Source organism: Rhizobium sp. KDH_Rht_773_N, assembly GCF_052946295.1.
In genome coordinates this window covers 609340-635333 of the sequence record NZ_CM129525.1, presented here as the reverse complement: position 1 = coordinate 635333, position 25994 = coordinate 609340, and the positions used below count along the sequence as shown (strand labels likewise).

Sequence of the window (25994 nt, the reverse complement as noted above, 5' to 3'; positions counted from 1 at the left end):
GTATAGCATGCTTTGCCTTAATGCTGACACGGGGACGCTGCACTTCGATCGGCTGAACTCCCACCCCTGATCGTGGTTCGATTGCAATGACTCTACGTTCGCAAGGCATGATCGTTTCCTCCCTTCTCGTCGCCGTCGCGCTCTCTGGCTGCACGACGACGAAGGGCGCCACCTCGCGAGGCCTTTTCGGCGCCAGCAAGCCGCCGGCCTCGGCCGCTTTCATCTCCGCGCTGCAGGGCGGCATTGTCGGGCGCACCGGCGTGCAGCTCGGCGACAGCGACAGGCAGCGGGCGCTGGAGGCCGAATATCGCGCGCTGGAAGGTGCGGCCGTCGGCCAGCCCGTCACCTGGACCGGCCGGGATGCCAAGGGCAGCGTCGTGGCCGCCGCCCCCTATCAGGTCGGCTCGCAGAACTGCCGCCAGTACACCCATACGGTGACGGCCGACGGCAAGGATGCGCTGGCGCGCGGCGTTGCCTGTCGCAACGAGAACGGCACCTGGTCGCCGCTCGGCTGAGCCTGCCCGCCGGCCCCGCTTGCGGCCAAAAGCCTCAAATCTTCGTCATTCCGGCATTGGCAGTTGGAATGAGGGCGCGCTTCAAGTATTTGGGCCGATATGCTGTTCTGGATTCTCGTGGCTGTCCTGACGGCGGCGGTTGCCGTCATCCTGCTTTACCCTCTTTTGCGTCGGGCAAAGGCGGTGGAGGACACGCGCGCCGGCGAAGCGGCCGTCTATCGCGACCAGCTGCGCGAACTCGACCGCGACCTTGCGGGCGGCCTGATCAATGCCGACGAGGCCGATTACGCCCGCGCCGAGATCGGCCGGCGCCTGATCGCCGTTTCCGGTGCTTCCCCCGCCGAGGCGCGCCAGCCGGCGCGCCGCCACCGGCTGGCGGAAGCCTTCATCGTTTTGCTCCTGCCGGTCGTCGGGCTCTGTCTTTATATCAATACCGGCAGGCCCGGCCTGCCGTCGCAGCCGCTGGAAGCCCGCCTTGCCAATCCCGGCAGGGACATGGCCGTCCTCGTCGCCAAGGCCGAGCGGCATCTGGCCCAGAACCCCGATGACGGCCGGGGCTGGGACGTGCTGGCGCCGATCTATTTCAGCACCATGCGCCTGTCCGATGCCGAGGCCGCCTATCGCAACGCCATCCGCCTGCTCGGCCCGAGCCCGGCGCGTCTCGACGGCCTTGCCGAAACGCTGATGGCGACTGCCGAAGGTGTCGTGACCGAGGATGCGCGCAAGGCGCTGGAACAGTCGCTGGCCCTCGAGCCCGACAACCCGCGCGCCCGCTTCTACATTGCCTTGAGCCTGGAACAGGCGGGACAGGCGGAGGCGGCGCGCGGCGCCTTCGAGGCGCTGGCGAAGCAGTCGCCGGCCGATGCGCCCTGGCTGGCGCTGGTCAACGAACATATCGCCCGGAACGGCGGCACGGCGTCTGCGCCTGCCGCCCCGCCGGCCGCCGGCTCCGCCGCGCCGGGTGGCCCGACGGCCGAGGACGTGGCGGCGGCCGGGACGATGAGCAGCGGCGAGCGCCAGCAGATGATCCGCGGCATGGTGGAAAGCCTCGATGCCAGACTGACCGTCGATCCCGACAATTTCGAGGGCTGGATGCGCCTTGTCCGCTCCTACGCCGTATTGAACGACAAGGATCGCGCAGCAGACGCGCTGAAGCGCGGCCTGGCCGCCTTCCCGGCCTCCGGGAACGAGGGCCGGCAATTGCTGGCGCTGGCCAGGGAACTCGGCATCGCCACGGAGGGGTTGACGGAATGACGCGCAAGCAGAAACGCCTGGCGGTGATTGCCGGCGGCATGGGCTTCATCGCCGCCGCCGTGCTGCTCGTGCTGTTCGCCTTCAGCCAGTCGGTCGCCTATTTCTACATGCCGGGCGATCTCGCCGGCAACCCGGTCGCACCCGGCACCCGCATCCGCCTCGGCGGGCTGGTGGGCGCCGGCAGCGTGCTGCGCGGCGAGGGCTCGGTCGTGCGGTTTGCCGTGACCGATCCGAGCGGTGAGATCGTCAACGTGCGCTACCAGGGCATCCTGCCCGACCTGTTCCGCGAGGGGCAGGGGGTGGTGACGGAAGGATCGTTCGAGGCCGGCAGCAATATCTTTACCGCCGATACCGTGCTGGCCAAGCATGACGAGACCTATATGCCCAAGGAAGTGGCCGACAAGCTGAAGGCCGAGGGCCTGTGGGAAGAGGGCAAGGGCGCCGCCCCGCAGGGCAAGGACGCCAAGGACCAGGGGGCGACGGGCCAGGAAGCGACGGGCCAGCAAGCCGGCGGCCAGGAAGCGAAGGCGACGCCATGATTATCGAGATCGGCCATTACGCGCTGGTTCTGGCGCTTGCCACGGCAATCGTGCTGTCGCTGGTGCCGGCCATCGGCGCGCGCCGCGGCGATGTTGCGATGATGGACGTGGCCCCGCTCGGCTCCGTCCTGCTCTTTGCCCTCGTCGCCTTCTCCTTCGGCGTCTTGACCTATGCCCATGTCGTCTCCGACTTCTCGGTGAAGAACGTCTGGGAGAACTCGCATTCGCTGGTGCCGCTGATCTACAAATATTCCGGCGTCTGGGGCAATCACGAGGGCTCGATGATGCTCTGGCTCCTGATCCTGTCGCTGTTCAGCGCGCTGGTCGCGCTCTTCGGCCGCAACCTGCCCGATACGCTGAAGGCCAATGTCCTGTCCGTCCAGGCCTGGATCTCGGTCGCCTTCATCCTCTTCATCCTGCTGACCTCCAATCCGTTCCTGCGCCTCGATCCGGCCCCGGCCGAGGGCCGGGACCTGAACCCGGTGCTGCAGGATGTCGGCCTCGCCATCCATCCGCCGCTGCTCTATCTCGGTTATGTCGGCTTCTCGGTCTGTTTCTCCTTCGCCGTCGCCGCCCTTCTTGACGGGCGCATTGATGCGGCCTGGGCGCGCTGGGTCAGGCCCTGGACGCTGGCCGCCTGGACCTTTCTGACGCTCGGCATCGCCATGGGCTCCTACTGGGCCTATTACGAACTCGGCTGGGGCGGCTGGTGGTTCTGGGACCCGGTGGAGAACGCCTCCTTCATGCCCTGGCTTGCCGGCACAGCACTTCTGCATTCGGCGCTCGTCATGGAAAAGCGCGAGGCGCTGAAGATCTGGACGGTGCTGCTTGCCATCCTCACCTTCTCGCTGTCGCTGATGGGCACCTTCCTGGTGCGCTCGGGCGTGCTCACCTCGGTGCATGCCTTTGCCAGCGACCCGAGCCGCGGCGTCTTCATCCTCTGCATCCTGCTGGTCTTCATCGGCGGGGCGCTGTCGCTCTTTGCCCTGCGCGCCCCGTTGCTCTCGGCCGGCGGCCTGTTTGCGCCGATCTCGCGCGAAGGCGCGCTCGTCGTCAACAACCTGATCCTGACGGTTGCCTGCGGCACGGTTCTGACCGGCACGCTCTATCCGCTGGTGCTGGAAACGCTGACCGGCGACAAGATCTCCGTCGGCCCGCCCTTCTTCAACCTGACCTTCGGCCTCTTGATGGCGCCGCTTCTGGTCGTCGTGCCCTTCGGGCCGCTGCTGGCCTGGAAGCGCGGCGACCTGCTCGGCGCCCTGCAGCGGCTCTATGTCGTGGCCGCTCTCGCCTTTGCCGCCGCGCTCGTCTTCTTCTATCTCGAACATGGCGGCCCGGTCATGGCCGTGCTCGGCCTTGCCGCCGGCCTGTTCCTGATCCTGGGCGCCGTTGCCGATCTCTGGTACCGCGCCGGCATCGGCAAGGTGAAGGCCGATATCGCCTGGCGGCGGCTCTCCGGCCTGCCGCGCTCGGCCTTCGGCACGGCGCTTGCCCATGCCGGGCTTGGCATCACCGTGCTCGGCATCGTCACTGTCACCACGTTTGCGACCGAGCATGTGATCGAGATGAAGCCCGGCCAGTCGGCGGAGGCCGGCGGCTACGGCATCGTCTTCGACGGCATGCAGCCGGCGACCGGCCCGAACTATACCGAGGACCGCGGCCATTTCTCGATCCGCCGCGGCGGCGCGCAAGTCGCCGATACCTGGTCGGCCAAGCGGCTCTATACCGCAAGGCAGATGCCGACGACGGAGGCCGGCATCCTGACCTTCGGCCTCAGCCAGCTCTATGTCTCGCTCGGCGACGCCACCCATGACGGCGGCATCGTCGTGCGCATCTGGTGGAAGCCGTTCATCCTGTGCATCTGGGGCGGGGCGCTGGTCATGGCGCTCGGCGGTTTCGTCTCGCTCAGCGACCGGCGCCTGCGGGTCGGCGCCCCGAGCCGGAAGGCGAAGACCAGGGCCGCAGCACCGACAATGGAGCCGGCGGAATGAGGCGCTTCCTCCAACTTCCCTCGTTCCTGTCCCCGGAACAAGTCCGAGGACAGGAATGAGGAGGAGAGGTTCGGCGCCTGTCTGTGGGCGCCCCGGGCAGGGGGGCGAAGCCAAGGCCGCAGCACCGACAATGGAGCCGGTGGAATGAGGCGCTTCCCCCAACTTCCCTCATTCCTGTGCCTGTCACAGGAATCCAGCGTGCCCAAGTCCTTGGGCACGGGAGACTCTTCCTCTGCATCGCATGATGCAGTCACGCCGCAGACGCGCCGTGACTGGATTCCTGTGACGATCCCCGGAACAAGTCCGAGGACAGGAATGAGGAGAGGAGAGGTTCGGCGTGCCCCGCTAGCGTTGCAGCTGCTCTCCCGGCTCCTCCTCATCCTGGTCGTCCTTTTCGCCCCAATGTCCGCCTTCGCCGTCAACCCGGACGAGGTGCTTGCCGACCCGGCCCTTGAAGCCCGGGCACGGGCGCTGTCGGCGGAGCTGCGCTGCATGGTCTGCCAGAACCAGTCGATCGACGATTCCAATGCCGATCTTGCCAGAGACCTGCGCCTTCTCGTGCGCGAGCGCATCACCGACGGCGATACGGACGAGGAGGTGCTGGACTATATCGTCTCGCGCTACGGCGAGTTCGTGCTCCTGAAGCCGCGCGTCAGCCTGCGCACGCTGCTGCTCTGGGGCGCCCCGGTGCTGCTGATCCTTGCCGGCGGCGTCTCCCTCATCGTCTTTGCCCGCAGGCGCGCCGGCAAGCCGACCGGCAGCAAGCTCACCGACGAAGAGCAGGCACGGCTTGCCGAGCTTCTGGAGAAATAGAAACCGTTCCGCCGCATTCACGGCGGATCGGCCGATGCTCAGGCCTTGCGATAGGGAAACAGCGCCCGGACCGCCGGATCGCGCAGCCACAGCCCGCCCCACATGAACAGCCCGAGATAGATGCTGAACAATATATGGCTGAAGAGCGGGCTTCCCGCCCGGATCTGCGTTGCCATCGCCCCGCCGAGCAGCCCCATCATCAGCACCGCGCCGAAAACGCTCGTCTGCGGGATAAGGTAGAGCACGAGGCAGGCAAGCTCGATCAGGCCGATCATCGGCACATAGCCGTTCGGCCAGCCGAGTGCGGTCATCGTTTCCTCGGCGACCGGCAGGCCAAGCAGCTTGGGGGCGATCGACGCGCCGAGCATGAAGAGCGCGAAAAGCCCGGTCAGGACGCGGCCGGTCCAGATCATGGCGCCGCCCGTCATGGCTGGCCCGCCGGGATCGTGTTGACCATCCAGGGCGTGCCGAAACGGTCGGTGAACATGCCGAAGCCCGGCGACCAGAAGGTGGCGTTGAAGGGCATCGTCACCTTGCCGCCTTCCGACAGCGCCTCGAAGACGCGTTTTGCTTCCGCCGCATCCTGGCTGTGATAGGTGGCGCTGAAGCCGCCCATGTCCTCCTGGTATCCGGGAGGCGCGTCGCAGCCCATCAGCGACTGGTCGCCGACATCGAGCCAAGCATGCATGATCTTGTCCTTGAAGGACGGATCGATCGGCATGTCGCCGGGCGCCTCGGCGAACGTGTGCATGCCCGTCAGCGTGCCGCCGAGCACCTTGGCGTAGAATTCGAAAGCCTGCCGGCATTCGCCCTTGAAAACGAGATTCGTCACCAGTTTCATGATCCTCACTCCCTTTGTTGTGCCCGACGTGCAATCCAGCTTTCCAGCCTGCCGAACGTGCTTTCCCAGCCGTAGCGATGCCCGGCAAGGCTCTCCTCGGATTTCAGCTCCGCATGGGTGAAATCCATCCGCGTGCGCCCGTCGGCCAGTTCCTCGAAGAGAACGGTCACGAGGGTCACGACCGGTTCGCCATCCTCGTGCGATCCCTCCCACTGGAAGGTGAAGGAAAGGCGCGCGGGCTCCTCGATCTCCCTGTAGACGCCGCTCTGCCACAGCAGCCGTCCGTCCTCGGCATTCTTCAGGCAGGCGCGATAGGCGCCGCCGACACGCAGGTCCTGCACGACGCTGACCGCCGGCCATTCCACCGGGCCGAGCCAGGCGACGACCATCTCCGGTCGCGTCCAGGCCGCCCATAGAAGCGCGCGCGGCGCATCGAAAATCCGTTGCATATGCAATGTGGGGCGCGACAGCTGATCGGCCATGTTTCTCCCCCTGTCCGGTTGAAATTGCGTGGTCGGTCTCTTCCGGCATCGGATGTTCCGAAAACCGCGTCACGCTTTCCGGTCCGATGCTGACGCTCAGTTGCGCGGGCCGCTGTCGTCGGCCCTCTGGATGTTCTGCAGATAGCCGTCCAGCCGGTCGAAGCTCGATTCCCAGAAGCGCCGGTATTGCTCCAGCCAGTCGGCAATGCTCTTCATCGCCAGCGGTTCGAGCCTCGCCGGCCGCCACTGGGCTTCCTTGCCCCGGCTGATGAGGCCGGCCTTTTCCAGCACCTTCAGATGTTTCGAAACGGCCGGAAGGCTCATTTCGAAAGGGGCGGCCAGCTCGTTGACCGAAGCCTCGCCTTCGGCCAGCCGCGCGATGATCGCCCGGCGCGTGGGGTCTGCAAGGGCAGCAAGGGCGGCGCTCAGCCTGTCGGTTTCCATGGTCGGCCTCGTATGTAACTTGCTGGTTAAATACAGGCTGTAAACCCGTCTGTCAACCGATCGGTTAAATAAGGCGCAGCCTGCCGGCCTCGCCCATGTGGCGAGTGGTCAAAGATTATTCGCACATTACGAATTTTTCATGGGCTGGACAGTTCGCAGTAAGGTGCGGCGTCCTATATCTCGGTCATCACTGATCCGGCACCGCCGGAACGAAGGTCTGAACAAGAAGAGAAGGTGCTCTTATGCTGAAAAATTTCCGCGGACGTCCGTCCCTCAAAACGGTGCTTCAGGCATCCACCGTTGCCGGTCTGGCAGCCGCCGTACTCGCAACCGGCATCCCTGTCGAGATCTCCCGTTCTTACGCCGAAGCCGTCAATGTCCAGTCCCCCTCGGTTCCGAGCTTCGCCAATGTCGTCGACGCCGTTTCCCCGGCCGTCGTTTCCGTGCGCGTCGAAAGCCGCGTCAAGCCGGCCTCCGACGATGGCGACGGTTTCTCCTTCGATTTCAACGGCCGCGGCTTTGACGACCTGCCGGATGCGCTGAAACCCTTCTTCCGCCAGTTCGGCGAACAGGGCCACCAGGGCCAGAACCAGCAGCGCCGCTTCGGCCAGCCGGGCGGTCCCGGCCGCATGCGTCCGGTCGCCCAGGGCTCGGGCTTCTTCATCACCGAGGACGGCTATATCGTCACCAACAACCACGTCGTGTCCGACGGTTCGGCCTTCGTGGCCGTGCTGAACGACGGCACCGAGCTTGACGCCAAGCTGATCGGCAAGGACCCGCGCACCGATCTTGCCGTCCTGAAGGTCGACGGCAAGGGCCGCAAGTTCACCTATGTCAACTGGGCCGACGACAACAAGGTCCGCGTCGGCGACTGGGTTGTCGCCGTCGGCAACCCCTTCGGCCTCGGCGGCACGGTCACGGCCGGTATCGTCTCGGCCCGCGGCCGCGATATCGGCTCCGGCCCCTATGACGATTACCTGCAGGTCGACGCAGCCGTGAACCGCGGCAACTCGGGCGGCCCGACCTTCAACCTCAACGGCCAGGTCGTCGGCATCAATACCGCGATCTTCTCGCCGTCGGGCGGCAGCGTCGGCATCGCCTTCGCGATCCCTGCTTCCACCGCCAAGGATGTCGTGGCCGACCTGATGAAGGACGGTACGGTTTCGCGCGGTTATCTCGGCGTGCAGATCCAGCCCGTCACCAAGGATATCGCCGATTCGCTCGGCCTCTCGGAAGCCAATGGCGCGCTCGTCGTCTCCGCCCAGGATGGCACGCCCGGCCAGAAGGCCGGCATGAAGGCCGGTGACGTCGTTACCGCCGTCAACGGCGAGCCGGTCAAGGATGCCCGCGATCTCAGCCGCCGCATCGGCGCCATGGCGCCGGGCAGCAAGGTCGAGCTTTCCGTATGGCGCTCCGGCAAGGCCCAGTCCGTGACCGTCGAACTCGGCACGCTGCCGGCCGACCAGCAGGCTTCCGCCGGCGATGACGGCGACCAGCAGGATCAGGCCCAGCCGCCGGCTTCCGAAAAGGCGTTGGCCGATCTCGGCCTGACGGTCGGCCCGGCTGAAGACGGCAAGGGTCTTGCCATCACCGCCATCGATCCGAATTCGGATGCCGCCGACAAGGGCATCAAGGAAGGCGAGACGATCACCTCGGTCAACAACCAGGAAGTCTCCAGCGCCGACGATGTCGTGCGCGTCATCAACCAGGCCAAGAAGGACGGCCGCACCCGCGCGCTGTTCCAGATCCAGTCCAAGGACGGCAGCCGCTTCGTCGCCCTGCCGATCAACGGCCAGGGCTGAGCCTTCGCCTGAACAAAGGCAGGAGCCGCGCGGGCAGGACCCGCGCGGCTCAATTCCGCAAGCCTGCTGAATTCTTCACCTTCGAAGGACGCCTGCAATGACCTCCGCACACCAGGAAGACGCTTTGAGCCTTGCCGAAACGCAGCCGGCGGGTAATGTCGGCAGCATGAAGATTCTCATCATCGAAGACGATCTGGAAGCGGCGGTCTATCTCACGAAAGCCTTTCGCGAGGCGGGCATCGTCGCCGACCATGCGAGCGACGGCGAAAGCGGTCTCTTCATGGGCTCGGAAAATACCTATGACGTCATCGTCATCGACCGCATGCTGCCGCGCCGCGACGGTCTTTCCGTCATCAGCGAGCTGCGCCGCAAGGCCATCCACACGCCCGTCCTCATTCTTTCCGCCCTCGGCCAGGTCGACGACCGCGTGACGGGCCTGCGCGCCGGCGGCGACGATTACCTGCCCAAGCCCTATGCCTTCAGCGAGCTGCTCGCCCGCGTCGAAGTGCTCGGCCGCCGCAAGGGCACGCCGGATCAGGACGTGATCTACCGCGTCGGCGATCTCGAGCTTGACCGCCTCTCGCATGAGGTGCGCCGCGGCGGCAAGGAAATCCCGCTGCAGCCGCGCGAGTTCCGCCTGCTGGAATATCTGATGAAGAATGCCGGCCAGGTCGTCACCCGCACCATGCTGCTGGAAAATGTCTGGGATTACCATTTCGATCCGCAGACCAATGTCATCGACGTGCATGTCTCGCGCCTGCGCTCCAAGATCGAGAAGGACTTCAGCCAGCCGCTGCTGAAGACGATCCGCGGCGCGGGTTACATGATCAAGGATGAGGGATGAGCCGTTTCTGGGTTCTCTTCAAATCCACCGCAGTCCGCCTTTCGGCCCTCTATATCCTGCTTTTCGCCATCTGCGCCGCCACGCTCGTCTTCTACGTGACGGCGATGTCCGAGCGGCTGCTCTCCGGCCAGATCCGCGATGCCGTCGCCCAGGAAGTCACGCAGGTCCAGCGCGCCTATGATGCCGGCGGCATGAACCTGCTCCTGCGCACGATGGAACGCCGCGCCCGCCAGCCGGGCGCCAATCTCTATCTCATCGCCGGCCCTTCGGGCGATATCCTTGCCGGCAACGTCGCCTCCGTGCAGCCCGGCGTTTTCGAGGAGCAGGGCTGGACCTCGGTGCCCTTCATGTATCAGCGCTACACCGATAGCGGCGTCGTGCGGCATATGGCGATCGCCAACATCTTCGTCCTCGACAACGGCCTGCGGGTGCTGATCGGCCGCGACCTCGGCGAGCCCGAGCGTTTCCGCGTGCTGGTGCGCCAGGCGCTCATGATCGCGCTCGCCATCATGGGTCTCGGCGCCATCATCATCTGGTTCGGCATCGGCCGCAACGCGCTGAAACGCATCGATCGCATGTCTGATGCCGGCAAGAAGATCATGGCCGGCGATCTCTCGCAGCGCCTGCCGGTCGGCGGCTCGGGCGACGAGTTCGACCGGCTTTCCGTCTCGCTGAACAACATGCTGGAACGCATCGAAAAGCTGAACGAAGGTTTGCGCCAGGTCTCCGACAACATTGCCCACGACCTGAAGACGCCGCTGACGCGCCTGCGCAACAAGGCCGCCGATGCGCTCGATATCGAGGACGGCGAGGTGCGGCGCAGCGCGCTGGAAGGCATCATTTCCGAATCCGACCAGCTGATCCGCACCTTCAACGCGCTGCTGATGATCTCCCGCGTGGAAGCCGGTTCCGTCGCCGCCGAAATGTCGCCGATCGAACTGTCGGCCATCGTCGCCGACAGCGCCGAACTCTACGAGCCCGTCGCCGACGAGGCCGGCATGGCGCTGACCTCGGAGATCGAGCCCGGCATCGAGATCCAGGGCAATCGCGAACTGATCGGCCAGGCGATCTTCAACCTGCTCGACAATGCCATCAAATATTCCGCCGATGCCGAAGGGGCGGGCTCCGTCTCGGTCAGGCTCGCCCGCCGCCCCGACGGCATCTGCCTTTCCGTCGCCGATCACGGCCCCGGCGTGCCGGCCAACCGGCGCGAGGACGTGCTGAAGCGTTTCGTGCGCCTGGACGAAAGCCGCTCGAAGCCAGGCACCGGCCTCGGCCTCTCGCTGGTGGAAGCGATCATGGAACTGCATGGCGGCACGCTGGAGCTTTCCGACACCGAGCCCGGCCATGCCGAACGCCCCGGCCTCACCGTCAGCATGGTATTCCCTGCACGCGCGGCCTGATTTTCCTGATGATTTTCATATTGGCGCTTTTGCCTTGAGGCCCTAGTTTACTGTCGCAATGCGGCATGGCAGGGAGAGCAGATGCTGACCAGATCGAAGCACGGCCTGAAGGATGTTGCGGAAGGGCTTCTGCGCCCGCTGAACCAGACGGAACTGAAATCGGCGCTCGCCGACCTGCAGGATATCGGCAGGAGCGAGCCCGCCGTCGCCGGCATGCTGAAGGCCGAAGGGCCGCTTCGCGATTTCGTCGCCGCGGTCCTCACACTCTCTCCCTACCTGCGCGAAATCGCCAGTCTCGATCCGGCCATCCTGGCGTCGGCTATCAGCGATCCGCTGGAGCCGCAGATCGAGGCGCTGATTGCCGAGGCGCGCGACTGCTGGAAACCGGACAGCGACGGAAACGTGCCGGGCGAAAGCCAGGTGATGAGCAGGCTGCGCATCGTCAAGCGCCGGGTGGCCTTCCTGGTCGCCCTTGCCGATCTCGCCCGCATCTTCGACGGCCGCGCGACGACCGCCTGGCTGAGCGCGCTTGCCGAGGCTTCGGTCAAGGCCGCCATCGACCACCTGCTGCTTGCGACGCATGAGAGCGGCAAGCTGAAACTGAAGAATGCCGCCGCCCCCAGCGAAGGTTCCGGCCTGATCGTGCTCGGCATGGGCAAGCTCGGCGCCTGCGAGCTCAACTATTCCTCCGATATCGACCTCGTCGTCTTCTTCGACGAGGAGGCCGGCATCGTGCCCGATCCCGACGACGCGATCGAGATATTCCCGCGCATGATGCGGCGGCTGGTGCGTATCCTGCAGGAGCGCACGGCCGACGGTTACGTCTTCCGCACCGATCTCCGGCTGCGGCCGGACCCCGGCTCGACGCCGCTCGCCATCCCCGTCGATGCCGCCATGATCTATTACGAGGGCAGGGGGCAGAATTGGGAACGGGCGGCCTTCATCAAGGCCCGTCCCGTCGCCGGCGATCTCGCCGCCGGCGAACAGTTCCTGCGCGGCCTCGTTCCCTTCGTCTTCCGCAAATATCTCGATTACGCGGCCATTGCCGACATTCACTCCATCAAGCGGCAGATCCACGCCCACAAGGGCCACGGCGCCATCGCCGTCAAGGGCCATAACGTCAAGCTCGGGCGCGGCGGCATCCGCGAGATCGAATTCTTCGTGCAGACCCAGCAGCTGATCGCCGGCGGGCGCATGCCGGCGCTGCGCTCGCGCGTTACCGAGGAGACGCTGGCCGAGCTTGCCAAGGCCAAATGGATCGACGCTGAAACCCGCGACGAGCTGACCGAGGCCTACTGGTTCCTGCGCGATGTCGAGCACCGCATCCAGATGGTGCGCGACGAACAGACCCATCTCCTGCCGGAGACCGACCTGGAACTGAAGCGCATCGCCTTCCTGTCGGGTTTTACCGATACGCCGAGTTTTTCCGAGCGGCTGGTCGAGGTTCTGCGCAAGGTCGAGCGGCACTATGCCGATCTCTTCGAGCAGGAAACCAAGCTTTCCGTCGGTTCGGGCAATCTCGTCTTCACCGGCCAGGGCGACGATCCCGATACGCTGGAGACGCTGAAGAAACTCGGCTTCGAGCGGCCCTCGGATATTTCCCGCATCATCCGCACCTGGCATTACGGCCGCTACCGCGCCACCCAGTCGGTCGAGGCGCGCGAACGGCTGACCGAGCTGATACCGGAGCTTTTGCGCGTCTTCGGCGAGAGCAAGCGGGCCGACGAGGCGCTGCTGCGTTTCGACAGTTTCCTCTCCGGCCTGCCGTCCGGCATCCAGCTCTTCTCGTTGCTCGGCAGCAACCCGGCGCTGCTCTTTCTCATCGTCAACATCATGTCCTCGGCGCCGAAGCTTGCCGAAGTGATCGCCGCTCGCCCGCATGTCTTCGACGGCATGCTCGACCCCGGCCTGATGGCCGAGCTGCCGACCCGCGCCTATCTCGGCGAGCGGCTGAAAGCCTCGCTGCTGCAGGCCAGGCATTATGAGGAGCTGCTGGACCGGCTGCGCATCTTCGCCGCCGAACAGCGCTTCCTGATCGGCATCCGCCTGCTGACCGGCGCCATCAACGGCGATATGGCCGCGCGCGCCTTCACCCATCTTGCCGATCTCATCATCGAAGCCGCCCTCGACGCGGTTCTGACCGAGATCCGCGCGGCCCACGGTAACTATCCCGGCGGGCGCATCGCCATTGCCGGCATGGGCAAGCTCGGCAGTTTCGAACTGACGGCAGGCTCGGATATCGACCTCATCCTGCTCTACGACTACGACGACGCATCGGCCGAATCCGACGGCGCCAGGCCGCTCGATGCGACGCGTTATTTCACCCGCATCACCCAGCGTCTGATCGCCGCCTTCTCCGCCCCCACCGCCGAGGGCATACTCTACGACGTCGACATGCGCCTGCGCCCCTCCGGCAACAAGGGACCGGTCGCCACCCGCATCAACGCCTTCGGCAAATACCAGCGCGAGGAGGCATGGACCTGGGAGCATATGGCGCTTTCCCGCGCCCGGCTGGTCTGCGGCGACAAAAGCCTGATCGGCGAGGCCGAAAACATCATTGCCGACGTGCTCTCGAAGAAGCGCGATATCGCCAAGGTGGCCCATGACGTCGCCGAAATGCGCGAGCTGATCGAGAAGGAAAAGGCGCCCGACAACGGCTGGGACCTGAAGCTCATTGCCGGCGGCGTCATCGATATCGAGTTCATCGCCCAGTATCTCGCGCTGATCGCGCCGGCAAAGGGCGTCGACAGCGGCGTCAACGGCCTTGCCACGGGCGCGGCCCTGAAAGCGCTCGGCGACAGGCTGATGAGCCCTGCCGACCTTGATACCTGCCTGGAGGCTTTCACGCTCTATACGGAGCTTTCGCAGCTCATCCGCCTGTGCATCGACGGCCTCTTCGATCCGAAGGACGCGCCGGCCGGCCTGACCGAACTCGTGTGCCGCGCGGGAGACTGCCCCGATATCAAGACCCTGGAGGGCGAGGTGAAACGGCTGTCCAAAGCCGTCCGCAAGGTCTTCCAGACGGTGGTGAAGGCATAAAGCAATTCCAGCAAAAGTGTGAAGCGGTTTTGCGTCCGGAATTGCGGAGAAAGAAAGCAATTCCAGCAAAAGTGTGAAGCGGTTTTGCGCCCGGAATTGCGGAGAAGGAAAGCAATTCCAGCAAAAGTGTGAAGCGGTTTTGCGTTCGGAATTGCGGAGAAAGAAAGCAATTCCAGCAAAAGTGTGAAGCGGTTTTGCGTCCGGAATTGCGCCGGAACAAAAGATGTTGCCTGCCTCAGCCGTGGTCGGGAATCCGCAGCGAGATCACGGTGCCGACGCTCTCGCGCGAGCGGATCTTCATGCTGCCGCCGTGCAGGGCCGTCAGCGAGCGGGAAATGGCAAGGCCGAGGCCGGAGCCGCCCTTGCTCTTGGCATATTGGCTCTGCACCTGCTCGAAGGGCTGGCCGATCTTGGTCAGCGCCCCGCGCGGGATGCCGATGCCGGTATCGGCGATCGTCACCGTCACGCCGTCGGCGACGCGGCGGGTGCGCACGGCGATGCGCCCGCCTTCGTTGGTGAATTTCACGGCATTGGACAGCAGGTTCAGGAGCACCTGTTTCATGGCGCGGCGGTCGGCCATCAGCGTCATGCCCGAGGAGATGCGCTGCTCGATCACGATGTTCTTCTCGGCCGCCGGAATGGCGGTGAACCGCAGGCTCTCCTCGATAAGCGGCGCAAGGTCGATGCGCTCGCGCGACAGCGGCATGTGGCCCGCCTCGATCTTCGACATGTCGAGAATGTCGTTGATGACGTTCAAGAGATGCTTGCCGCTGTCGTGGATGTCGCGCGCATATTCGTTGTATTTGGCCGAGCCGAGCGGGCCGAACATCTGGTTCAGCAGGATTTCCGAGAATCCGAGAATGGCGTTGAGCGGCGTGCGCAGCTCGTGCGACATGTTGGCCAGGAATTCCGATTTCGCCTTGTTGGCGGCTTCGGCGCGTTCCTTCTCCAAGAGATAGTTGGAATTGGCGGTCGAAAGCTCCGCCTTCTGCGTTTCCAGCGTCTGGCGCGAGGCGGAGAGATCGTTGATCGTCGCCATCAGGCGACGCTCGGATTCGCGCAACCGCTCCTGATGCCGCTTCAAAGGCGTGATGTCTGTGCCGACGGAGACGCGGCCGCCGTCGCGGGTGCGCCGCTCGTTGATCTGCAGCCAGCGCTCGTCGGCAAGCTGCACTTCGGTCGTGCGCGAATAGCCGGAGCCGTCGGCATCGGCGATGCGCCGCTCGATGACCGGTCGGGCCGCGGCCGCATGCACGACCGAGCGTTCGGTGCCGGGCACCAGCACGCTGTCGGGCAGCCCGTAGGCCTGCTGGAAATGGGCGTTGCACATGACCAGCCGGTCGTTCTTGTCCCACAGCACGAAGGCTTCGGACGTGCATTCGATGGCGTCGGCCAGACGCTGGTCGGCTTCCGCGTAGCGCTGGGCGAGCCGATGCTGCTCGGTCACGTCCATGGCGATGCCGATCATGTGCACGCGGCCGGAATGGCTGCGGATCACCTGGGCGCGGGCGCGCATCCAGACATAGTGGCCGGCCGCGTGGCGCATGCGGAAGATCTGGTCGACCTGCCCGGAATCGCCCTTGGCGATGGCGCGGGCGATCTCGTGCAGCCCGTTGTCTTCCGGATGCATCAGGCGGGCCGCGTCGGCAAAGCTCATCGTCTTGTCGGAACCGGCAAGGCCGAGCATGTCGTACATCGAGCGCGACCAGAAGAATTCGCGGCTGTGGAAATCGAAATCCCAGAGGCCGCAGCGCCCGCGCGACAGCGCCGTCTCGACCCTCAGATTGGATTCCAGGAAGATGTCGTCGGCATCGCGCGCCCGCTTCACCTGCATGTAATAGGCGTAGAGGATGACGAGCAGGATCGAGGAAATGCCGGCAAACAGCGTGACGTTGAGCGTCAGCTCCTCGCGCCACAGGCGGTTGATCTCGTTGAGCGAGGTGGCCGAAACGATATAGCCGCCGGCCGTGCCCATCAGCGAGATTTCGGCATAGTGCAGCTCGCCGCCGATGCTCGTTTCGATCACGTCCGTGCGGTCGCCGAAGCGGCGGATCGCCGAGATTTCCGGGAAGAGGGCCGAGACGTCGGCGCCGACATAGGCCGCACCCGCCGCCGTTGCCGCAAACACCTTGCCGCTCGCCTGCACCAGGAGCACGAAGGCGCCGTTTTCCAGCCGGTCCTGCGGCAGGAATTTCGCAAGCCGCGCCTGCGCTTCCGCCGCATTGCCGCCGTCGAAGAGATCGCTCGCATCGGCAAAGACGGCGGCAGCCGTCGCCGCCGAAAGCGCCGTCGCATGGCGGGCCGAGGCCTCCATGCGGCTATATTCGCTGACCATGCCGAAGAAATGCGAGGCCGCCACGACGGCAAGGAAGGCGACGATGAGAACCGGGATCGTCCGCTTCAAGAGAAGCTCTGCCTTGGGCAGATGGCGCAGCAAGGGCTCGGGCGCCTTCGCAGCCTGACCGGACAGGCTGTCGCGCCAGGCTTTGAGCCCGCCAAAATCGACACGCAGCCGCCCTTCGGCCGCGGTTGCCCGCCGCACGTCCATCATGCCTGAACCTTGTCCCTCGTGTGATTCGCGCGCCGCTCGCTCGAATTACACATATGGAATCATGCGTGATTCGCCTTGTCCAGAGCTGATGGTAAAAATTTGTTAACCATTTGTGATTGCTGGTTTTTCAAAGGGATTCGCCGGTGCCGCCCCCGGCCGTCCCGCAGTCTGGGAACAGCCGGGCGGCAAATCACCGGCGGCAAATCACCCCTTGAGCGTGCGCTCGACGATGTCGCGAACGTCGGTCGAAAGGTTGGCCGCCCGCTCGATTTCGACAAGGGCCGAACGTGCGTGGTCGGCACGCATCGATTCCAGCGCGCGCCAGGAACGCATCGAGGTCAGCAGGCGCGCGGCAAGCTGCGGGTTGCGCTGGTCGATGTCGAGGATCTGGCTGGCGAGGAAGCGGTAGCCTTCGCCGTCGGCGCGGCCGAAGCCGGTCGGATTGCCGAAGGCGAAAGTGCCGATCAGCGAGCGCACGCGGTTCGGGTTGGTGTGCTTGAACAGCGGGTTTTCCATCAGCGCCTTGACGCGGTCGAGCGCGCCGGCTCCCGGAATACCGGCCTGGATGGCGAACCACTTGTCGACGACGAGCGCGTTTTCGGCGAACCGGCCGCGGAAGGTTTCGAGCGCCGCCTTCGCTTCCGCGCTGTCGGGGAAACGATGGGCGAGGATCGTCAGCGCATGGCTGAGATCGGTCATGTTGTTGGCGCCGTCGAAGGCGGCCTTGGCGCGCGCCGGCGTGCCCTCGGCATGGGAAAGGTAGGTCAGCGCCGCGTTGCGCAGCGCCCGGCGGCCGGCGCTCTTCGCATCCGGGCTGAAGTCGCCCGGTGTGACCATCGCGTCGTAGAGCGCGGCGAAGGTCTTCTTGCCGGCCTCGGCAATCTGCCTGGTGATGGCCTGGCGGCCGGCATGGACGGCGTCGGGATCGATATTGCTGCCGAGTTCGCGGGCAATGTCGGATTCGCTCGGCAAGGCCAGCGCCTGGGCGCGGAAGGCCGGTTCGAGGCTTTCGTCGGCGGCGGCCGCAACCAGCGTATCGACGAAGGTCTGCTCGCAGGCGATCGTGCCGCCCTCGCGGGCGTCGCGCGCCGCTTTCAGCAGGTTCGGCAGCGCCAGATCGGTCAGCGCCTGCCAGCGGGCGAAATGGTCCGTCTCGTGGCGGGCAAGCAGCGCCAGGTCGGCCGGGCTCTGGTCGAAATGCAGGTTGATCGGCGCCGAGAAGCTGCGGTTGATCGACACGACCGGGCGCGAGGCGATGCCGTGGAAGACGGCCGTCTGCGCGCGCGCCGTCAGGTGCAGCACCTCGCCGGCATATTCGGCGCCGTCGACGGAGGCGGGCTCGATCTTCGCCCCGTCCTCGGCAAAGAGCGCGAGGCTGAGCGGAATATGCATCGGCTCCTTGTTCGGCTGGCCGGGCGTGGCGGGGATCATCTGTTCCAGCGACAGGCTGAAGGTCTTGGCCGCCGCGTCATAGCTGCCGGAGGCGGTGACGAGCGGCGTGCCGGCCTGATGGTACCAGAGCGAGAACTGGGTGAGGTCGCGCCCGCTCGCATCCTCGAAGCACTTGACGAAATCCTCGATCGTGACGGCCTGCCCGTCATGGCGGTCGAAATAGAGGTCCATGCCCTTCTTGAAGGTCTCGCGCCCGAGCAGGGTCGCGATCATGCGCGTGACTTCGCTGCCCTTCTCGTAGACCGTGGTCGTGTAGAAATTGTTGATCTCGCGATATTTGGTCGGGCGCACCGGATGGGCGAGCGGGCCGCCGTCTTCCGGGAACTGCTCGGATTTCAGGTGGCGCACTTCGGCAATGCGCTTGACCGGGCGCGAGCGCTGGTCGGAGGAGAATTCGTGGTCGCGATAGACCGTCAGCCCTTCCTTGAGGCAGAGCTGGAACCAGTCGCGGCAGGTGATGCGGTTGCCGGTCCAGTTGTGGAAATATTCATGCGCGATGATCGCCTCGATATTGGCGTAGTCGGCATCGGTCGCCGTTTCGGGATCGGCAAGCACGTATTTGTCGTTGAAGATGTTGAGGCCCTTGTTCTCCATGGCCCCCATGTTGAAATCGGAGACGGCGACGATCATGAAAATGTCGAGATCGTATTCGCGCCCGAACACCTCCTCGTCCCACTTCATCGAGCGTTTCAGCGCGTCCATCGCATAGGCCGCGCGCGGCTCCTTGCCGTGCTCGACATAGATTTTCAGCGTGACCTCGCGGCCGGACATGGTGGTGAACGTGTCTTCGACGACGCCGAGATCGCCGGCCACCAGCGCGAAGAGATAGCTCGGCTTCGGATGCGGGTCGAACCAGGCGGCGAAATGCTTGCCGGGGCCGTAGCCCGCGCCGCCGAGGAAATTGCCGTTCGACAGAAGCAGCGGGTTGGCGTCCTTGTCGGCAATGATGTTGACTGTAAAGGGCGCCAGCACGTCCGGCCGGTCGGGGAAATAGGTGATGCGGCGGAAGCCCTCGGCCTCGCACTGCGTGCAATAGATGCCGCCGGTGCGGTAAAGGCCCATCAGCTGCGTATTGGCCTCGGGGTTGATGAGCGTGGTAACGGTGATTTCGAAGGGCGCCGTTTCCGGCAGGTCGCGGATCGTGAGGCTTTCGGCCGTCGCCGTATAGCGTTCCGGCGCCATTTCGGTCTGGTCGAAGAGAAGGCCGGAAAGGGTGAGTTCGTCGCCGTCGAGGACGAGCGGGGCGGCTGCGTCGGCGCCTTCGCGGCGGTGGAAGATCAACCGGGCTTCCACCTTCGTTTCCGTCGGGTCCAGTTCAAAGGTCAGGTCGACGCGTTCCAGCACAAAATCGGTTGGGCGGTAATCTGCCAGATTGATGACCTGGCCGGTATCTGTTCGCATGTTGCCTGAAGACCTTTATTAGACAATGGCCGAATACAGAGGCGGGCGCGCTCTGCTGAAATCTGGCCGCCATAATTACATTAAAGTCTGAACTAAAGTTAAAGCAAATTGGCCGCGAACGCGAAGTTCACAGCCAATTTATTGTCGCCCTATTGCCGGCGCCGCAGCGCAGGCGGGAAGATTGCTATTTGAGATTGAGGGCGTTCTTGATCGCAACATCGCTTTCGGTCTGCTGCACCACGACGCCGTACCAGCCGAGCCCGTCATAATCCTCGTAGCCGAGCGTGCGGGCGAAAGCGACGATCGAGCCGCTATTGTCGTAATAGCTGCCCTTGGCCTGGCCGGCGGGATTGGCAAGCGCGAAATGGGTAAAGAGCATGGCCGGATTGGTGCAGGCGATCACCCGGCTTGCGCCGTCGAGCAGCATGACGGTGGTCTTTTCCGCCAGCTGCGGCGGCAGGTTCGCCTCCTTCTCGACGATCGCCTGGCCCTGGTTCTGCCAGTCGAAATAGACGCCGAGCGTGCCGATGAGCTTGCCGTCCACCTTGCCGCCCTGGCGGATGCCGGTCGCATAGACCAGCGCGTGGCGCTGGTCGTGCAGAAGGCTGGGTTTGACTTCGTCGACAATATAGTCGTCGCCGGAAGCGCAGCCGGCCGCGGCCCGGAACCAGGGATCGCCGGCCAGCGAGGCGCCGGAAATCTTGCGCTGGAAATTCGGGTTGGCCGATGCGATCACCCGGCCTGAAAGGTCGGTCATGACGAGATCGAGATAGACCGTGTAGAAGCGGTTGATGACGCCGAGCCGTTCGGCCGCAAAGGCGATCCGATCCTTCTCCGGCTCCTGCAGCGCCTGCCACAGCGCCGCATCCGTCGCCCACCAGCGCACGTCGGCCGTGCGTTCGAACAGGTTGCGCACGATGAGCTGCACCAGCGTCTGGGCAAGATCGGTCAGCCGCACGCCCTCCATTTCGGTGACGAGCGCATCGGCCATCGCGCGGCTGAGGCCGATGCGGCCGAGCACGTTGCTTTCGAACTTGCTGGTAATGTCGGTGGCGATCTGGGCCAGCCGCTGCACCTCGTTGGCGACGACGGCAAAGCCCTTGCCGGTTTCGCCGGCGCGGGCCGCCTCGATCAGCGCGTTGATGGCAAGCAGCTTGATCTGCTTGACGATGCTGGTGTTGTCGGTGCTGAACCGCTCCAGGTCCGTGCTGATGCCGTCGGTCACGACCCGCATCGAGCGGGGCGTTGCGTTCTGCGACTGGGTAATGATCTCTGCGCTGAGCGGCTTCATCAATAAGATCCTGAAATAATCTGACGCGACGGACTGCGGAACGGATGCGATTCTTTTGTATGATTAATTAACTCGGAACGATGCGTCGGCATGGTTTGCAACCGGTTAACGCGATGGGTCCGAATGCGAACATTTTCGGGGGAATGAGCGTAAAACGCGAAGTTTTTTCATCGGAACACGCGGTTGCACAGAAAAGCGGCAGATTAAAACGGGAAAAATACTTGCGGCCCACAGCATCGGCGCGAAAATCGCGGCCGTTTTTCGCAAAGCCCGCGGCACGGATTCCATGCGTTGGAGCGTCCCTCGTCTGTGCGGGCGGGCACATGGCCCCCGGCGCGCGCAGATTTTTTCCCGCCGGCGCGTTTCTTCGGTTACGATGAAGACATCGTCCGCTGCGTTCGAGTCGAACGCGTCTCCCCGCTCGTCATGTCCGCATAAGAGCCTGGATCATGGAATCGGTTCTCAGAAACCCGATGAGAGGCATTGCGCTGAAAGTCTCGTCGGTCGTGGTCTTCCTGGCCATGCAGACTTTCATCAAGCTGGCCGGATCGGATATCCCGCCGGGGCAGGTGACGTTCTGCCGCTCGTTCTTCGCGCTGTTTCCGATCATGGCCTATCTCGGCTATCGCCAGCAGCTGCGCTCCGCCTTCTATACCGCCAATCCGGTCGGCCATCTGAAGCGCGGCACGCTCGGCATCGTCTCGATGGGGCTCGGCTTCTACGGGCTTCTGCACCTGCCGCTGCCGGAGGCGATCGCGCTCGGTTACGCCACCCCGCTCGTCGCCGTCATCTTCGCCGCGGTCTTCCTCGGCGAGACGGTGCGCGTCTACCGCTGGAGCGCCGTCTGTTTCGGCATTATCGGCGTTGCCATCATCTCCTGGCCGAAGCTGACCCTGTTCCGCGAAGGCGGCATGGCGGCCGAACAGGCGGTCGGCGCGCTCTGCGTGCTGCTCTCGGCCGTGCTCGGCGGCATGGCGATGATCCAGGTGCGCCGCCTTGTCGAGGAAGAGAAGACGGCGACGATCGTGCTCTATTTCTCGATCACCGCTTCCGTCTTCTCGCTGGCGACCGTTCCCTTCGGCTGGCTGCTGCTCGACTGGTCCTCGGCGCTTTTCCTGATCGCCGCCGGTTTCTGCGGCGGCGTGGCGCAGATCCTGCTCACCGAAAGCTACCGCCACGCCGACGTGTCCACCATCGCGCCCTTCGAATACAGTTCGATCCTGCTTGGCGGCATCGTTGCCTATTATGTCTTCGACGACGTTCCCAGCAACACGATGCTTTTCGGCACCGTCATCGTCATTGCCGCCGGCATCTTCATCATCTATCGCGAGCACCAGCTCGGCCTTGAGCGTCGCGAGGCGCGAAAAGCCGGCACGCCGCAATCATAAGCCGCCGAAGCCCTGCCGCAGGTCGAATTTCTAACCGTCCTGATTGAAAAAAATCCGCCGCTCATCCCCAGAAGAAAATGGGATGGCGAAATCTTGGGATATCGCTTTTGCCAAAAATATGGTTATGAAAGTGAATTACTTTCATTTATTCAAAGCCGTGCATATTCGATAGGCCATAGATGCCGGGGGAGTTTCGGTATCGCTGCTCCGAACGCTGGCTTGCGAGCGAGGGTTGAGGAAAAAGCATTATGGCGTTCACGGCAGAACAGCTGGCCCAGAACCCGACTTTTGTTGTGAGCATTCGTTTCCTGGCCGGGCAGATGCGCGGCATGTTCGATGCCGGCCCGCGGCTGGCGCGGCTGCTGGCCTCGCATCAGCGCTGGCTGCTGACGCAGACGGCCTATGCGCTGCATCTGGAATATGATCCCCAGGACGCGACCTCGGGTTTCACCGCGGTGCGGCTGACCGGCAAGATCACCGCCCACAAGGTCGCCAGCCGCAATACGGTGCTGGCCTTCATCGAAGAGCTCTTCACCTATCGCTTCATCGCCCACACGCCCGGCGACGAGCGCCGCCGCCCGCGCCATTTCGAGCCGGCCGAGGTCAGCCATCAGGCCATGTTCGGCTGGCTGCACGGCAATCTCGGCGCGCTCGATCTCCTCGACGGCGGCAACCGGGCGGCCTACCTGCGGGAGAACCCGCTGCTGTTCCGCAGCATCCAGCCGCGCGTCGCCTACCGCTGTCTGGAGGACGACAACTGGCGCGAGCCGCCGGAGCAGGTGGCGCTGTTCCTGTGGACGGAAGCCGGCGGCCTCGTCGTCGATCATTTCATATCCCGGCTCGATCTCGAAGGCAGCGACCCGGCACGGCTGTCGGTCGGCAAGATGGAAACCCGCGCGCTGGCGGGCGATTTCATGATGTCGCGCACCCATCTCCAGCGGCTGCTCGCCAAGGCCGCCCAGCGCGGCTGCGTCGGCTGGTACGACGAGCCGAAGAAGTCGCAGCTGTGGCTGTCGCGCAATTTCCTGGATGAATATGTCGGCTGGCAGGCGGTCAAGTTCGCCTATGTCGACGAAGCCTTCGAATGGGCAAAGGCGCGGTTCGAAAGTTCGGGCGGCTGACTAGAGGGCGATGGCCGCGCTCTCGTCCGCAGCATCGCAAAGCTCGCGGCGGTAGTCGCGCGCAGCACAGACGGCGGCGCGGATATGCTCGAAAGCCTCGATGTTGCACAGAAGGGAAATCAGCAGGGTGGACATCGCTCGATACGCCTGAAAATGCCGAAAGGCAGGCGAACCGCCTGCCGGGACCGTCACTCCGGAATCTTCAATATTCCTGGAAATCGGCAAAGATCGCCGCCGGGCGCGCCGTGCGGCTGCTGATGCCGGTGCCGCGGGCGATCATCTGTTCGTTCGTGGCAAAGCCGAATCGGCTGTAGCCCTGGGTGGTGCGAACCTGATCGCTTGCTTGGCGCAGGGTTTCAAACCCGCAATGGATAGGACGAAAACGCTTGCTCATGGCCTTGGTTCCTGTTCATTCCTCCCAAGACACGCCTTCTATATTGCAGTGCAGCATCGATTCTTCAATGCACCCTTGCAGGATGCAGCCATGCGTATGGTGCATGGGAAAATTCATAATATTTTCAAACTTGGCTAATTTGTAAGCAGAGACAGGTCTCTAAGTCTAGCCTGGAAGGCCAGCAGGTCGCTCCAGGCGAGCCGCTTGTTTATGGGCGCGGTTAACAGGTCCTGCGGGTGCAGGCTGGCGATGGCCGGAATGACCTGTTCTGCGACAGCGATTTCCTTCCAGCGGCCGCGAAGCCCGTGAATCGTGTCGTTTTCGCCGAAGAAGAAGCGGGCCGTGTAATTGCCGAGCAGCAGGATGGCGCGCGGTTCGGCAAGCGCGATCTGCCGCTCGATGAAGGGGCGGCAGATTTCCGTCTCGGCGGCGGACGGCATGCGGTTGCCAGGCGGGCGCCAGGGAATGATCTGCGTCAGGAGAATGGCTGAGCGCTGCAGGCCGATTGCGGCCAGCATCTTGTCCAGGAGCTGCCCCTGCCGTCCGGCAAAGGCGATCCCCTCGCGCTCGTCGTCGGCGCTGGGCGCCGGGCCGATCACCATGATGCCGCTTGCCGGGTCGCCGCTGGCGAAGATGGTCGAGCGGACGCTGTGTTTCAGGTTGCAGCCGTTGAAGGCTTCGAGCGCCGTCCTGAGTTCGGCAAGCGAGCGGGCGCTTTCCGCCGCAAAGCGCGCCTGCTGCACCGCCTCGCCGTCGGGAATCGCCGGCTGCGGGCGCAAGGCGGGCGCGGCGGCTGCCGGCTGCTGCGCCGCCGCGGGGCGGGGAGGCGCACCTCTGTCCGGCTGTGCCTGTCTCTCCGGCTGCGGCTGGGCGGCCGGCGCCGCTGCGCGGCGCGCCGCCTTCATCGCCTCGAATTCGGCGAACCGGTCGACCGCCTCGTCCTCCAGCAGCCATTCCACGCCCGCTTCCGCATGGAAATGCAGAAGGGCGGCAAGTTCGGCCGGGTTGAGGTCGCTGGCGGAGATCATGGGCGGACTTTAGCGGAGCGAACAGGGCAATGAAAGGGCGGGCAGGGGCGGGCCTGCGCCCTTTCGGCCACTATTGCACAGTCCACTGGCCGATATCGTCGCGTTCGCCGATCAGCGCCAGGCCGTGCGCGATGGAGAGCAGTTCGCCGCCGCTCTCGATCTTGTCCCTGTCGAACCGCTCGGTGAAGATGCGCCGCACCGCCGGCACGAAGGACGTGCCGCCGGTCAGGAACACCTTGTCGATGCCGGACGCCTCGGTACCGGTCTTTTCCAGCACCTCGTCGAGCGCCCCTTCGATGCGCGCGAGGTCGTCCACGATCCAGCTTTCGAAATCGCTGCGCCGGATCGTGCGGTGGCCGCCGCGGCCGAGCGGGGCGAAATCGAATGAGGCCTCTTCGGCCGAAGAAAGCGCCATCTTCGTCGCCGAGACCGCCTGGTAGAGCGGATAGCCCTCGTCATGGTCGATGAGATCGACGAAGATTTCCAGCTTCTCCGGCTCCAGCGCCGTGCGCACCAGCTTCTTCAGGTCCTCGAATTCCCGCGATGTCTTGAAGATCGACAGCTGGTTCCAGCGGCTGAAGCTCGCGTAATAGTTCGACGGCACCTCAAGGATCTTGTCGAAACTCTTGAAATGGCTGCCCTTGCCGATCTGCGGCGCGACGATATTGTCGATCAAGCGCGCGTCGAAATGGTCGCCGGCGACACCGACGCCCGAATGGCCGATCGGCGTCGCCGTCAGCTTGCCGGCCTTGGTCTCGAAGCGGATCAGCGAATAGTCGGTCGTGCCGCCGCCGAAGTCGGCGACAAGCACCGTCGCGTCGGACTTCAGGTTCTGCGCGAAGTAGAAAGCGGCCGCAACCGGCTCGTAGACATAGTGAATTTCCGGAAAGCCGAAGCGCGTCAGCGCCTCGTTGTAGCGCTGCACGGCGAGGCCCGCGTCCGGGTTGGCGCCGGCAAAATGCACCGGCCGGCCGGCAATGATGCGGGTCACGTCGCCGGGCCAGTTGTCGCCGGCATAGTGGCGCAGGCGCCGGATGAAGATTTCCATCAGGTCTTCGAAGCTCTGCCGCTTGCCGAAGATGATCGTGCCCTGGAAGAGCGCGCTGGCCGCAAAGGTCTTGATCGACTGCAGGAAACGACAGTCGCCGGGATTGTCGATGAACTGCCGGATCGCCGCGTGCCCGGCCTCCACCTTCAGCGCCGAGGCGCCGAGCTGCGCGTCCTTCATGAAGGAGAGCGCGGTGCGCATGCTGTCGGCCGTACCCGCGCTGCTGGTCAGCGAAATGGAATGGGTCTGCGTGCCGCCGTCTGCCAGCGCCAGAACAGTATTGGTCGTGCCGAAGTCAAGCCCGAGCGCCCGTGCCATGGCCGTGCTCCCTGTCAGATATGTCGAATATCACT

The 25994-nt window shown here is 64.6% G+C and carries 22 protein-coding genes; 11 read left to right on the top strand and 11 right to left on the bottom strand.

Annotation, left to right across the window (positions count from 1 at the left end; translation table 11 throughout):
• Positions 1–86: 86 nt before the first annotated feature.
• The 5 genes from ACU8HS_RS03270 (at position 87) to ACU8HS_RS03250 (ending at position 5112) form a co-directional block, all read left to right on the top strand.
• A complete protein-coding gene (locus ACU8HS_RS03270) occupies positions 87–515 on the top strand; it encodes a hypothetical protein (RefSeq protein WP_112573156.1) in 429 nt (142 codons plus the stop codon).
• Positions 516–614: 99 nt separating this feature from the next.
• Complete coding sequence (gene ccmI, locus ACU8HS_RS03265) at positions 615–1769, top strand: c-type cytochrome biogenesis protein CcmI (RefSeq protein ID WP_447015391.1); 1155 nt, start codon at positions 615–617, stop codon at positions 1767–1769.
• Positions 1766–2308 carry a cytochrome c maturation protein CcmE gene (gene ccmE / locus ACU8HS_RS03260; protein WP_447015390.1) on the top strand — a complete coding sequence of 181 codons (543 nt, stop codon included), beginning with the start codon at positions 1766–1768 and terminating at the stop codon, positions 2306–2308. The genes ccmI and ccmE overlap by 4 nt, the downstream gene beginning before the upstream one ends.
• Complete coding sequence (locus tag ACU8HS_RS03255) at positions 2305–4299, top strand: heme lyase CcmF/NrfE family subunit (RefSeq protein WP_447015389.1); 1995 nt, start codon at positions 2305–2307, stop codon at positions 4297–4299. The genes ccmE and ACU8HS_RS03255 overlap by 4 nt, the downstream gene beginning before the upstream one ends.
• Positions 4300–4614: 315 nt before the next feature.
• Positions 4615–5112 carry a cytochrome c-type biogenesis protein gene (locus tag ACU8HS_RS03250; protein ID WP_447015388.1) on the top strand — a complete coding sequence of 166 codons (498 nt, stop codon included), beginning with the start codon at positions 4615–4617 and terminating at the stop codon, positions 5110–5112.
• A gap of 38 nt (positions 5113–5150) precedes the next feature.
• On the opposite strand, the gene ACU8HS_RS03245 is transcribed toward ACU8HS_RS03250, so the two are convergent.
• From ACU8HS_RS03245 to ACU8HS_RS03230, 4 genes are all read right to left on the bottom strand, one after another.
• Positions 5151–5540: a DoxX family protein gene (locus ACU8HS_RS03245; protein WP_112754258.1), complete on the bottom strand. Its 390-nt coding sequence runs from the start codon at positions 5538–5540 to the stop codon at positions 5151–5153.
• On the bottom strand, positions 5537–5953 hold the full coding sequence (locus tag ACU8HS_RS03240) for a VOC family protein (protein WP_113500838.1): 417 nt from the start codon (positions 5951–5953) through the stop codon (positions 5537–5539). Before ACU8HS_RS03240 ends, ACU8HS_RS03245 begins: the two co-directional genes overlap by 4 nt.
• Before the next feature lie 5 nt (positions 5954–5958).
• The gene (locus ACU8HS_RS03235; protein ID WP_113500837.1) at positions 5959–6435 is read right to left on the bottom strand and encodes an SRPBCC domain-containing protein; all 477 of its coding nucleotides are present in this window, start codon (positions 6433–6435) and stop codon (positions 5959–5961) included.
• A 96-nt stretch (positions 6436–6531) separates the two neighbouring features.
• On the bottom strand, positions 6532–6879 hold the full coding sequence (locus tag ACU8HS_RS03230) for an ArsR/SmtB family transcription factor (RefSeq protein ID WP_112706325.1): 348 nt from the start codon (positions 6877–6879) through the stop codon (positions 6532–6534).
• A gap of 242 nt (positions 6880–7121) precedes the next feature.
• On the opposite strand from ACU8HS_RS03230, the gene ACU8HS_RS03225 reads away from it, so the two are divergent.
• The 4 genes from ACU8HS_RS03225 (at position 7122) to ACU8HS_RS03210 (ending at position 13967) form a co-directional block, all read left to right on the top strand.
• Entirely contained in the window at positions 7122–8681 is a 1560-nt protein-coding gene (locus ACU8HS_RS03225) for a Do family serine endopeptidase (protein WP_447015387.1), read from the top strand.
• Between the two features lie 97 nt (positions 8682–8778).
• A complete protein-coding gene (locus ACU8HS_RS03220) occupies positions 8779–9525 on the top strand; it encodes a response regulator transcription factor (protein ID WP_447015386.1) in 747 nt (248 codons plus the stop codon).
• On the top strand, positions 9522–10928 hold the full coding sequence (locus ACU8HS_RS03215) for a sensor histidine kinase (protein ID WP_112573455.1): 1407 nt from the start codon (positions 9522–9524) through the stop codon (positions 10926–10928). Before ACU8HS_RS03220 ends, ACU8HS_RS03215 begins: the two co-directional genes overlap by 4 nt.
• Before the next feature lie 81 nt (positions 10929–11009).
• The gene (locus ACU8HS_RS03210; protein ID WP_447015385.1) at positions 11010–13967 is read left to right on the top strand and encodes a bifunctional [glutamine synthetase] adenylyltransferase/[glutamine synthetase]-adenylyl-L-tyrosine phosphorylase; all 2958 of its coding nucleotides are present in this window, start codon (positions 11010–11012) and stop codon (positions 13965–13967) included.
• Between the two features lie 235 nt (positions 13968–14202).
• Here the strand turns inward: ACU8HS_RS03210 and ACU8HS_RS03205 are convergent, their stop codons facing one another.
• The 3 genes from ACU8HS_RS03205 to ACU8HS_RS03195 all read right to left on the bottom strand — a co-directional run bounded on the left by ACU8HS_RS03205 (position 14203) and on the right by ACU8HS_RS03195 (position 20662).
• Positions 14203–16518: a PAS domain-containing sensor histidine kinase gene (locus ACU8HS_RS03205; RefSeq protein WP_112706328.1), complete on the bottom strand. Its 2316-nt coding sequence runs from the start codon at positions 16516–16518 to the stop codon at positions 14203–14205.
• A gap of 204 nt (positions 16519–16722) precedes the next feature.
• Entirely contained in the window at positions 16723–19371 is a 2649-nt protein-coding gene (gene pepN / locus ACU8HS_RS03200) for an aminopeptidase N (protein ID WP_113412478.1), read from the bottom strand.
• A 184-nt stretch (positions 19372–19555) separates the two neighbouring features.
• Entirely contained in the window at positions 19556–20662 is a 1107-nt protein-coding gene (locus ACU8HS_RS03195; RefSeq protein WP_112573447.1) for a methyl-accepting chemotaxis protein, read from the bottom strand.
• A 449-nt stretch (positions 20663–21111) separates the two neighbouring features.
• On the opposite strand from ACU8HS_RS03195, the gene ACU8HS_RS03190 reads away from it, so the two are divergent.
• Both ACU8HS_RS03190 and ACU8HS_RS03185 read left to right on the top strand, forming a co-directional pair.
• On the top strand, positions 21112–22050 hold the full coding sequence (locus ACU8HS_RS03190) for a DMT family transporter (RefSeq protein WP_112573444.1): 939 nt from the start codon (positions 21112–21114) through the stop codon (positions 22048–22050).
• A gap of 248 nt (positions 22051–22298) precedes the next feature.
• Positions 22299–23171 carry a hypothetical protein gene (locus ACU8HS_RS03185; protein WP_112573442.1) on the top strand — a complete coding sequence of 291 codons (873 nt, stop codon included), beginning with the start codon at positions 22299–22301 and terminating at the stop codon, positions 23169–23171.
• Here the strand turns inward: ACU8HS_RS03185 and ACU8HS_RS03180 are convergent, their stop codons facing one another.
• The 4 genes from ACU8HS_RS03180 to ACU8HS_RS03165 all read right to left on the bottom strand — a co-directional run bounded on the left by ACU8HS_RS03180 (position 23172) and on the right by ACU8HS_RS03165 (position 25959).
• Positions 23172–23306 (bottom strand): hypothetical protein, encoded by a 135-nt coding sequence (locus ACU8HS_RS03180; RefSeq protein WP_447015384.1) that lies wholly within the window; start codon positions 23304–23306, stop codon positions 23172–23174. It abuts the gene before it with no gap.
• A 67-nt stretch (positions 23307–23373) separates the two neighbouring features.
• Positions 23374–23565, bottom strand: coding sequence for a hypothetical protein (locus ACU8HS_RS03175; protein ID WP_112573440.1), 192 nt, complete (start codon positions 23563–23565; stop codon positions 23374–23376).
• Positions 23566–23699: 134 nt separating this feature from the next.
• Positions 23700–24593: a uracil-DNA glycosylase gene (locus ACU8HS_RS03170; protein WP_113500834.1), complete on the bottom strand. Its 894-nt coding sequence runs from the start codon at positions 24591–24593 to the stop codon at positions 23700–23702.
• 70 nt (positions 24594–24663) lie between these two features.
• On the bottom strand, positions 24664–25959 hold the full coding sequence (locus ACU8HS_RS03165; RefSeq protein WP_447015383.1) for an Hsp70 family protein: 1296 nt from the start codon (positions 25957–25959) through the stop codon (positions 24664–24666).
• Positions 25960–25994: the final 35 nt, after the last annotated feature.

What these genes read in the sequence shown, in the direction of transcription:
- ACU8HS_RS03250 (WP_447015388.1), top strand. Translation starts at nt 4,615, where the DNA reads ATGAGGAGAGGAGAGGTTCGGCGTGCCCCGCTAGCGTTGCAGCTGCTC.
- ccmI (WP_447015391.1), top strand. Translation starts at nt 615, where the DNA reads ATGCTGTTCTGGATTCTCGTGGCTGTCCTGACGGCGGCGGTTGCCGTC.
- ccmE (WP_447015390.1), top strand. Translation starts at nt 1,766, where the DNA reads ATGACGCGCAAGCAGAAACGCCTGGCGGTGATTGCCGGCGGCATGGGC.
- ACU8HS_RS03195 (WP_112573447.1), bottom strand. Translation starts at nt 20,662, where the DNA reads ATGAAGCCGCTCAGCGCAGAGATCATTACCCAGTCGCAGAACGCAACG.
- ACU8HS_RS03245 (WP_112754258.1), bottom strand. Translation starts at nt 5,540, where the DNA reads ATGACGGGCGGCGCCATGATCTGGACCGGCCGCGTCCTGACCGGGCTT.
- ACU8HS_RS03235 (WP_113500837.1), bottom strand. Translation starts at nt 6,435, where the DNA reads ATGGCCGATCAGCTGTCGCGCCCCACATTGCATATGCAACGGATTTTC.
- ACU8HS_RS03215 (WP_112573455.1), top strand. Translation starts at nt 9,522, where the DNA reads ATGAGCCGTTTCTGGGTTCTCTTCAAATCCACCGCAGTCCGCCTTTCG.
- ACU8HS_RS03220 (WP_447015386.1), top strand. Translation starts at nt 8,779, where the DNA reads ATGACCTCCGCACACCAGGAAGACGCTTTGAGCCTTGCCGAAACGCAG.
- ACU8HS_RS03255 (WP_447015389.1), top strand. Translation starts at nt 2,305, where the DNA reads ATGATTATCGAGATCGGCCATTACGCGCTGGTTCTGGCGCTTGCCACG.
- ACU8HS_RS03210 (WP_447015385.1), top strand. Translation starts at nt 11,010, where the DNA reads ATGCTGACCAGATCGAAGCACGGCCTGAAGGATGTTGCGGAAGGGCTT.
- ACU8HS_RS03270 (WP_112573156.1), top strand. Translation starts at nt 87, where the DNA reads ATGACTCTACGTTCGCAAGGCATGATCGTTTCCTCCCTTCTCGTCGCC.
- ACU8HS_RS03180 (WP_447015384.1), bottom strand. Translation starts at nt 23,306, where the DNA reads ATGTCCACCCTGCTGATTTCCCTTCTGTGCAACATCGAGGCTTTCGAG.
- ACU8HS_RS03165 (WP_447015383.1), bottom strand. Translation starts at nt 25,959, where the DNA reads ATGGCACGGGCGCTCGGGCTTGACTTCGGCACGACCAATACTGTTCTG.
- ACU8HS_RS03225 (WP_447015387.1), top strand. Translation starts at nt 7,122, where the DNA reads ATGCTGAAAAATTTCCGCGGACGTCCGTCCCTCAAAACGGTGCTTCAG.
- ACU8HS_RS03205 (WP_112706328.1), bottom strand. Translation starts at nt 16,518, where the DNA reads ATGATGGACGTGCGGCGGGCAACCGCGGCCGAAGGGCGGCTGCGTGTC.
- ACU8HS_RS03190 (WP_112573444.1), top strand. Translation starts at nt 21,112, where the DNA reads ATGGAATCGGTTCTCAGAAACCCGATGAGAGGCATTGCGCTGAAAGTC.
- ACU8HS_RS03240 (WP_113500838.1), bottom strand. Translation starts at nt 5,953, where the DNA reads ATGAAACTGGTGACGAATCTCGTTTTCAAGGGCGAATGCCGGCAGGCT.
- ACU8HS_RS03175 (WP_112573440.1), bottom strand. Translation starts at nt 23,565, where the DNA reads ATGAGCAAGCGTTTTCGTCCTATCCATTGCGGGTTTGAAACCCTGCGC.
- pepN (WP_113412478.1), bottom strand. Translation starts at nt 19,371, where the DNA reads ATGCGAACAGATACCGGCCAGGTCATCAATCTGGCAGATTACCGCCCA.
- ACU8HS_RS03230 (WP_112706325.1), bottom strand. Translation starts at nt 6,879, where the DNA reads ATGGAAACCGACAGGCTGAGCGCCGCCCTTGCTGCCCTTGCAGACCCC.
- ACU8HS_RS03170 (WP_113500834.1), bottom strand. Translation starts at nt 24,593, where the DNA reads ATGATCTCCGCCAGCGACCTCAACCCGGCCGAACTTGCCGCCCTTCTG.
- ACU8HS_RS03185 (WP_112573442.1), top strand. Translation starts at nt 22,299, where the DNA reads ATGGCGTTCACGGCAGAACAGCTGGCCCAGAACCCGACTTTTGTTGTG.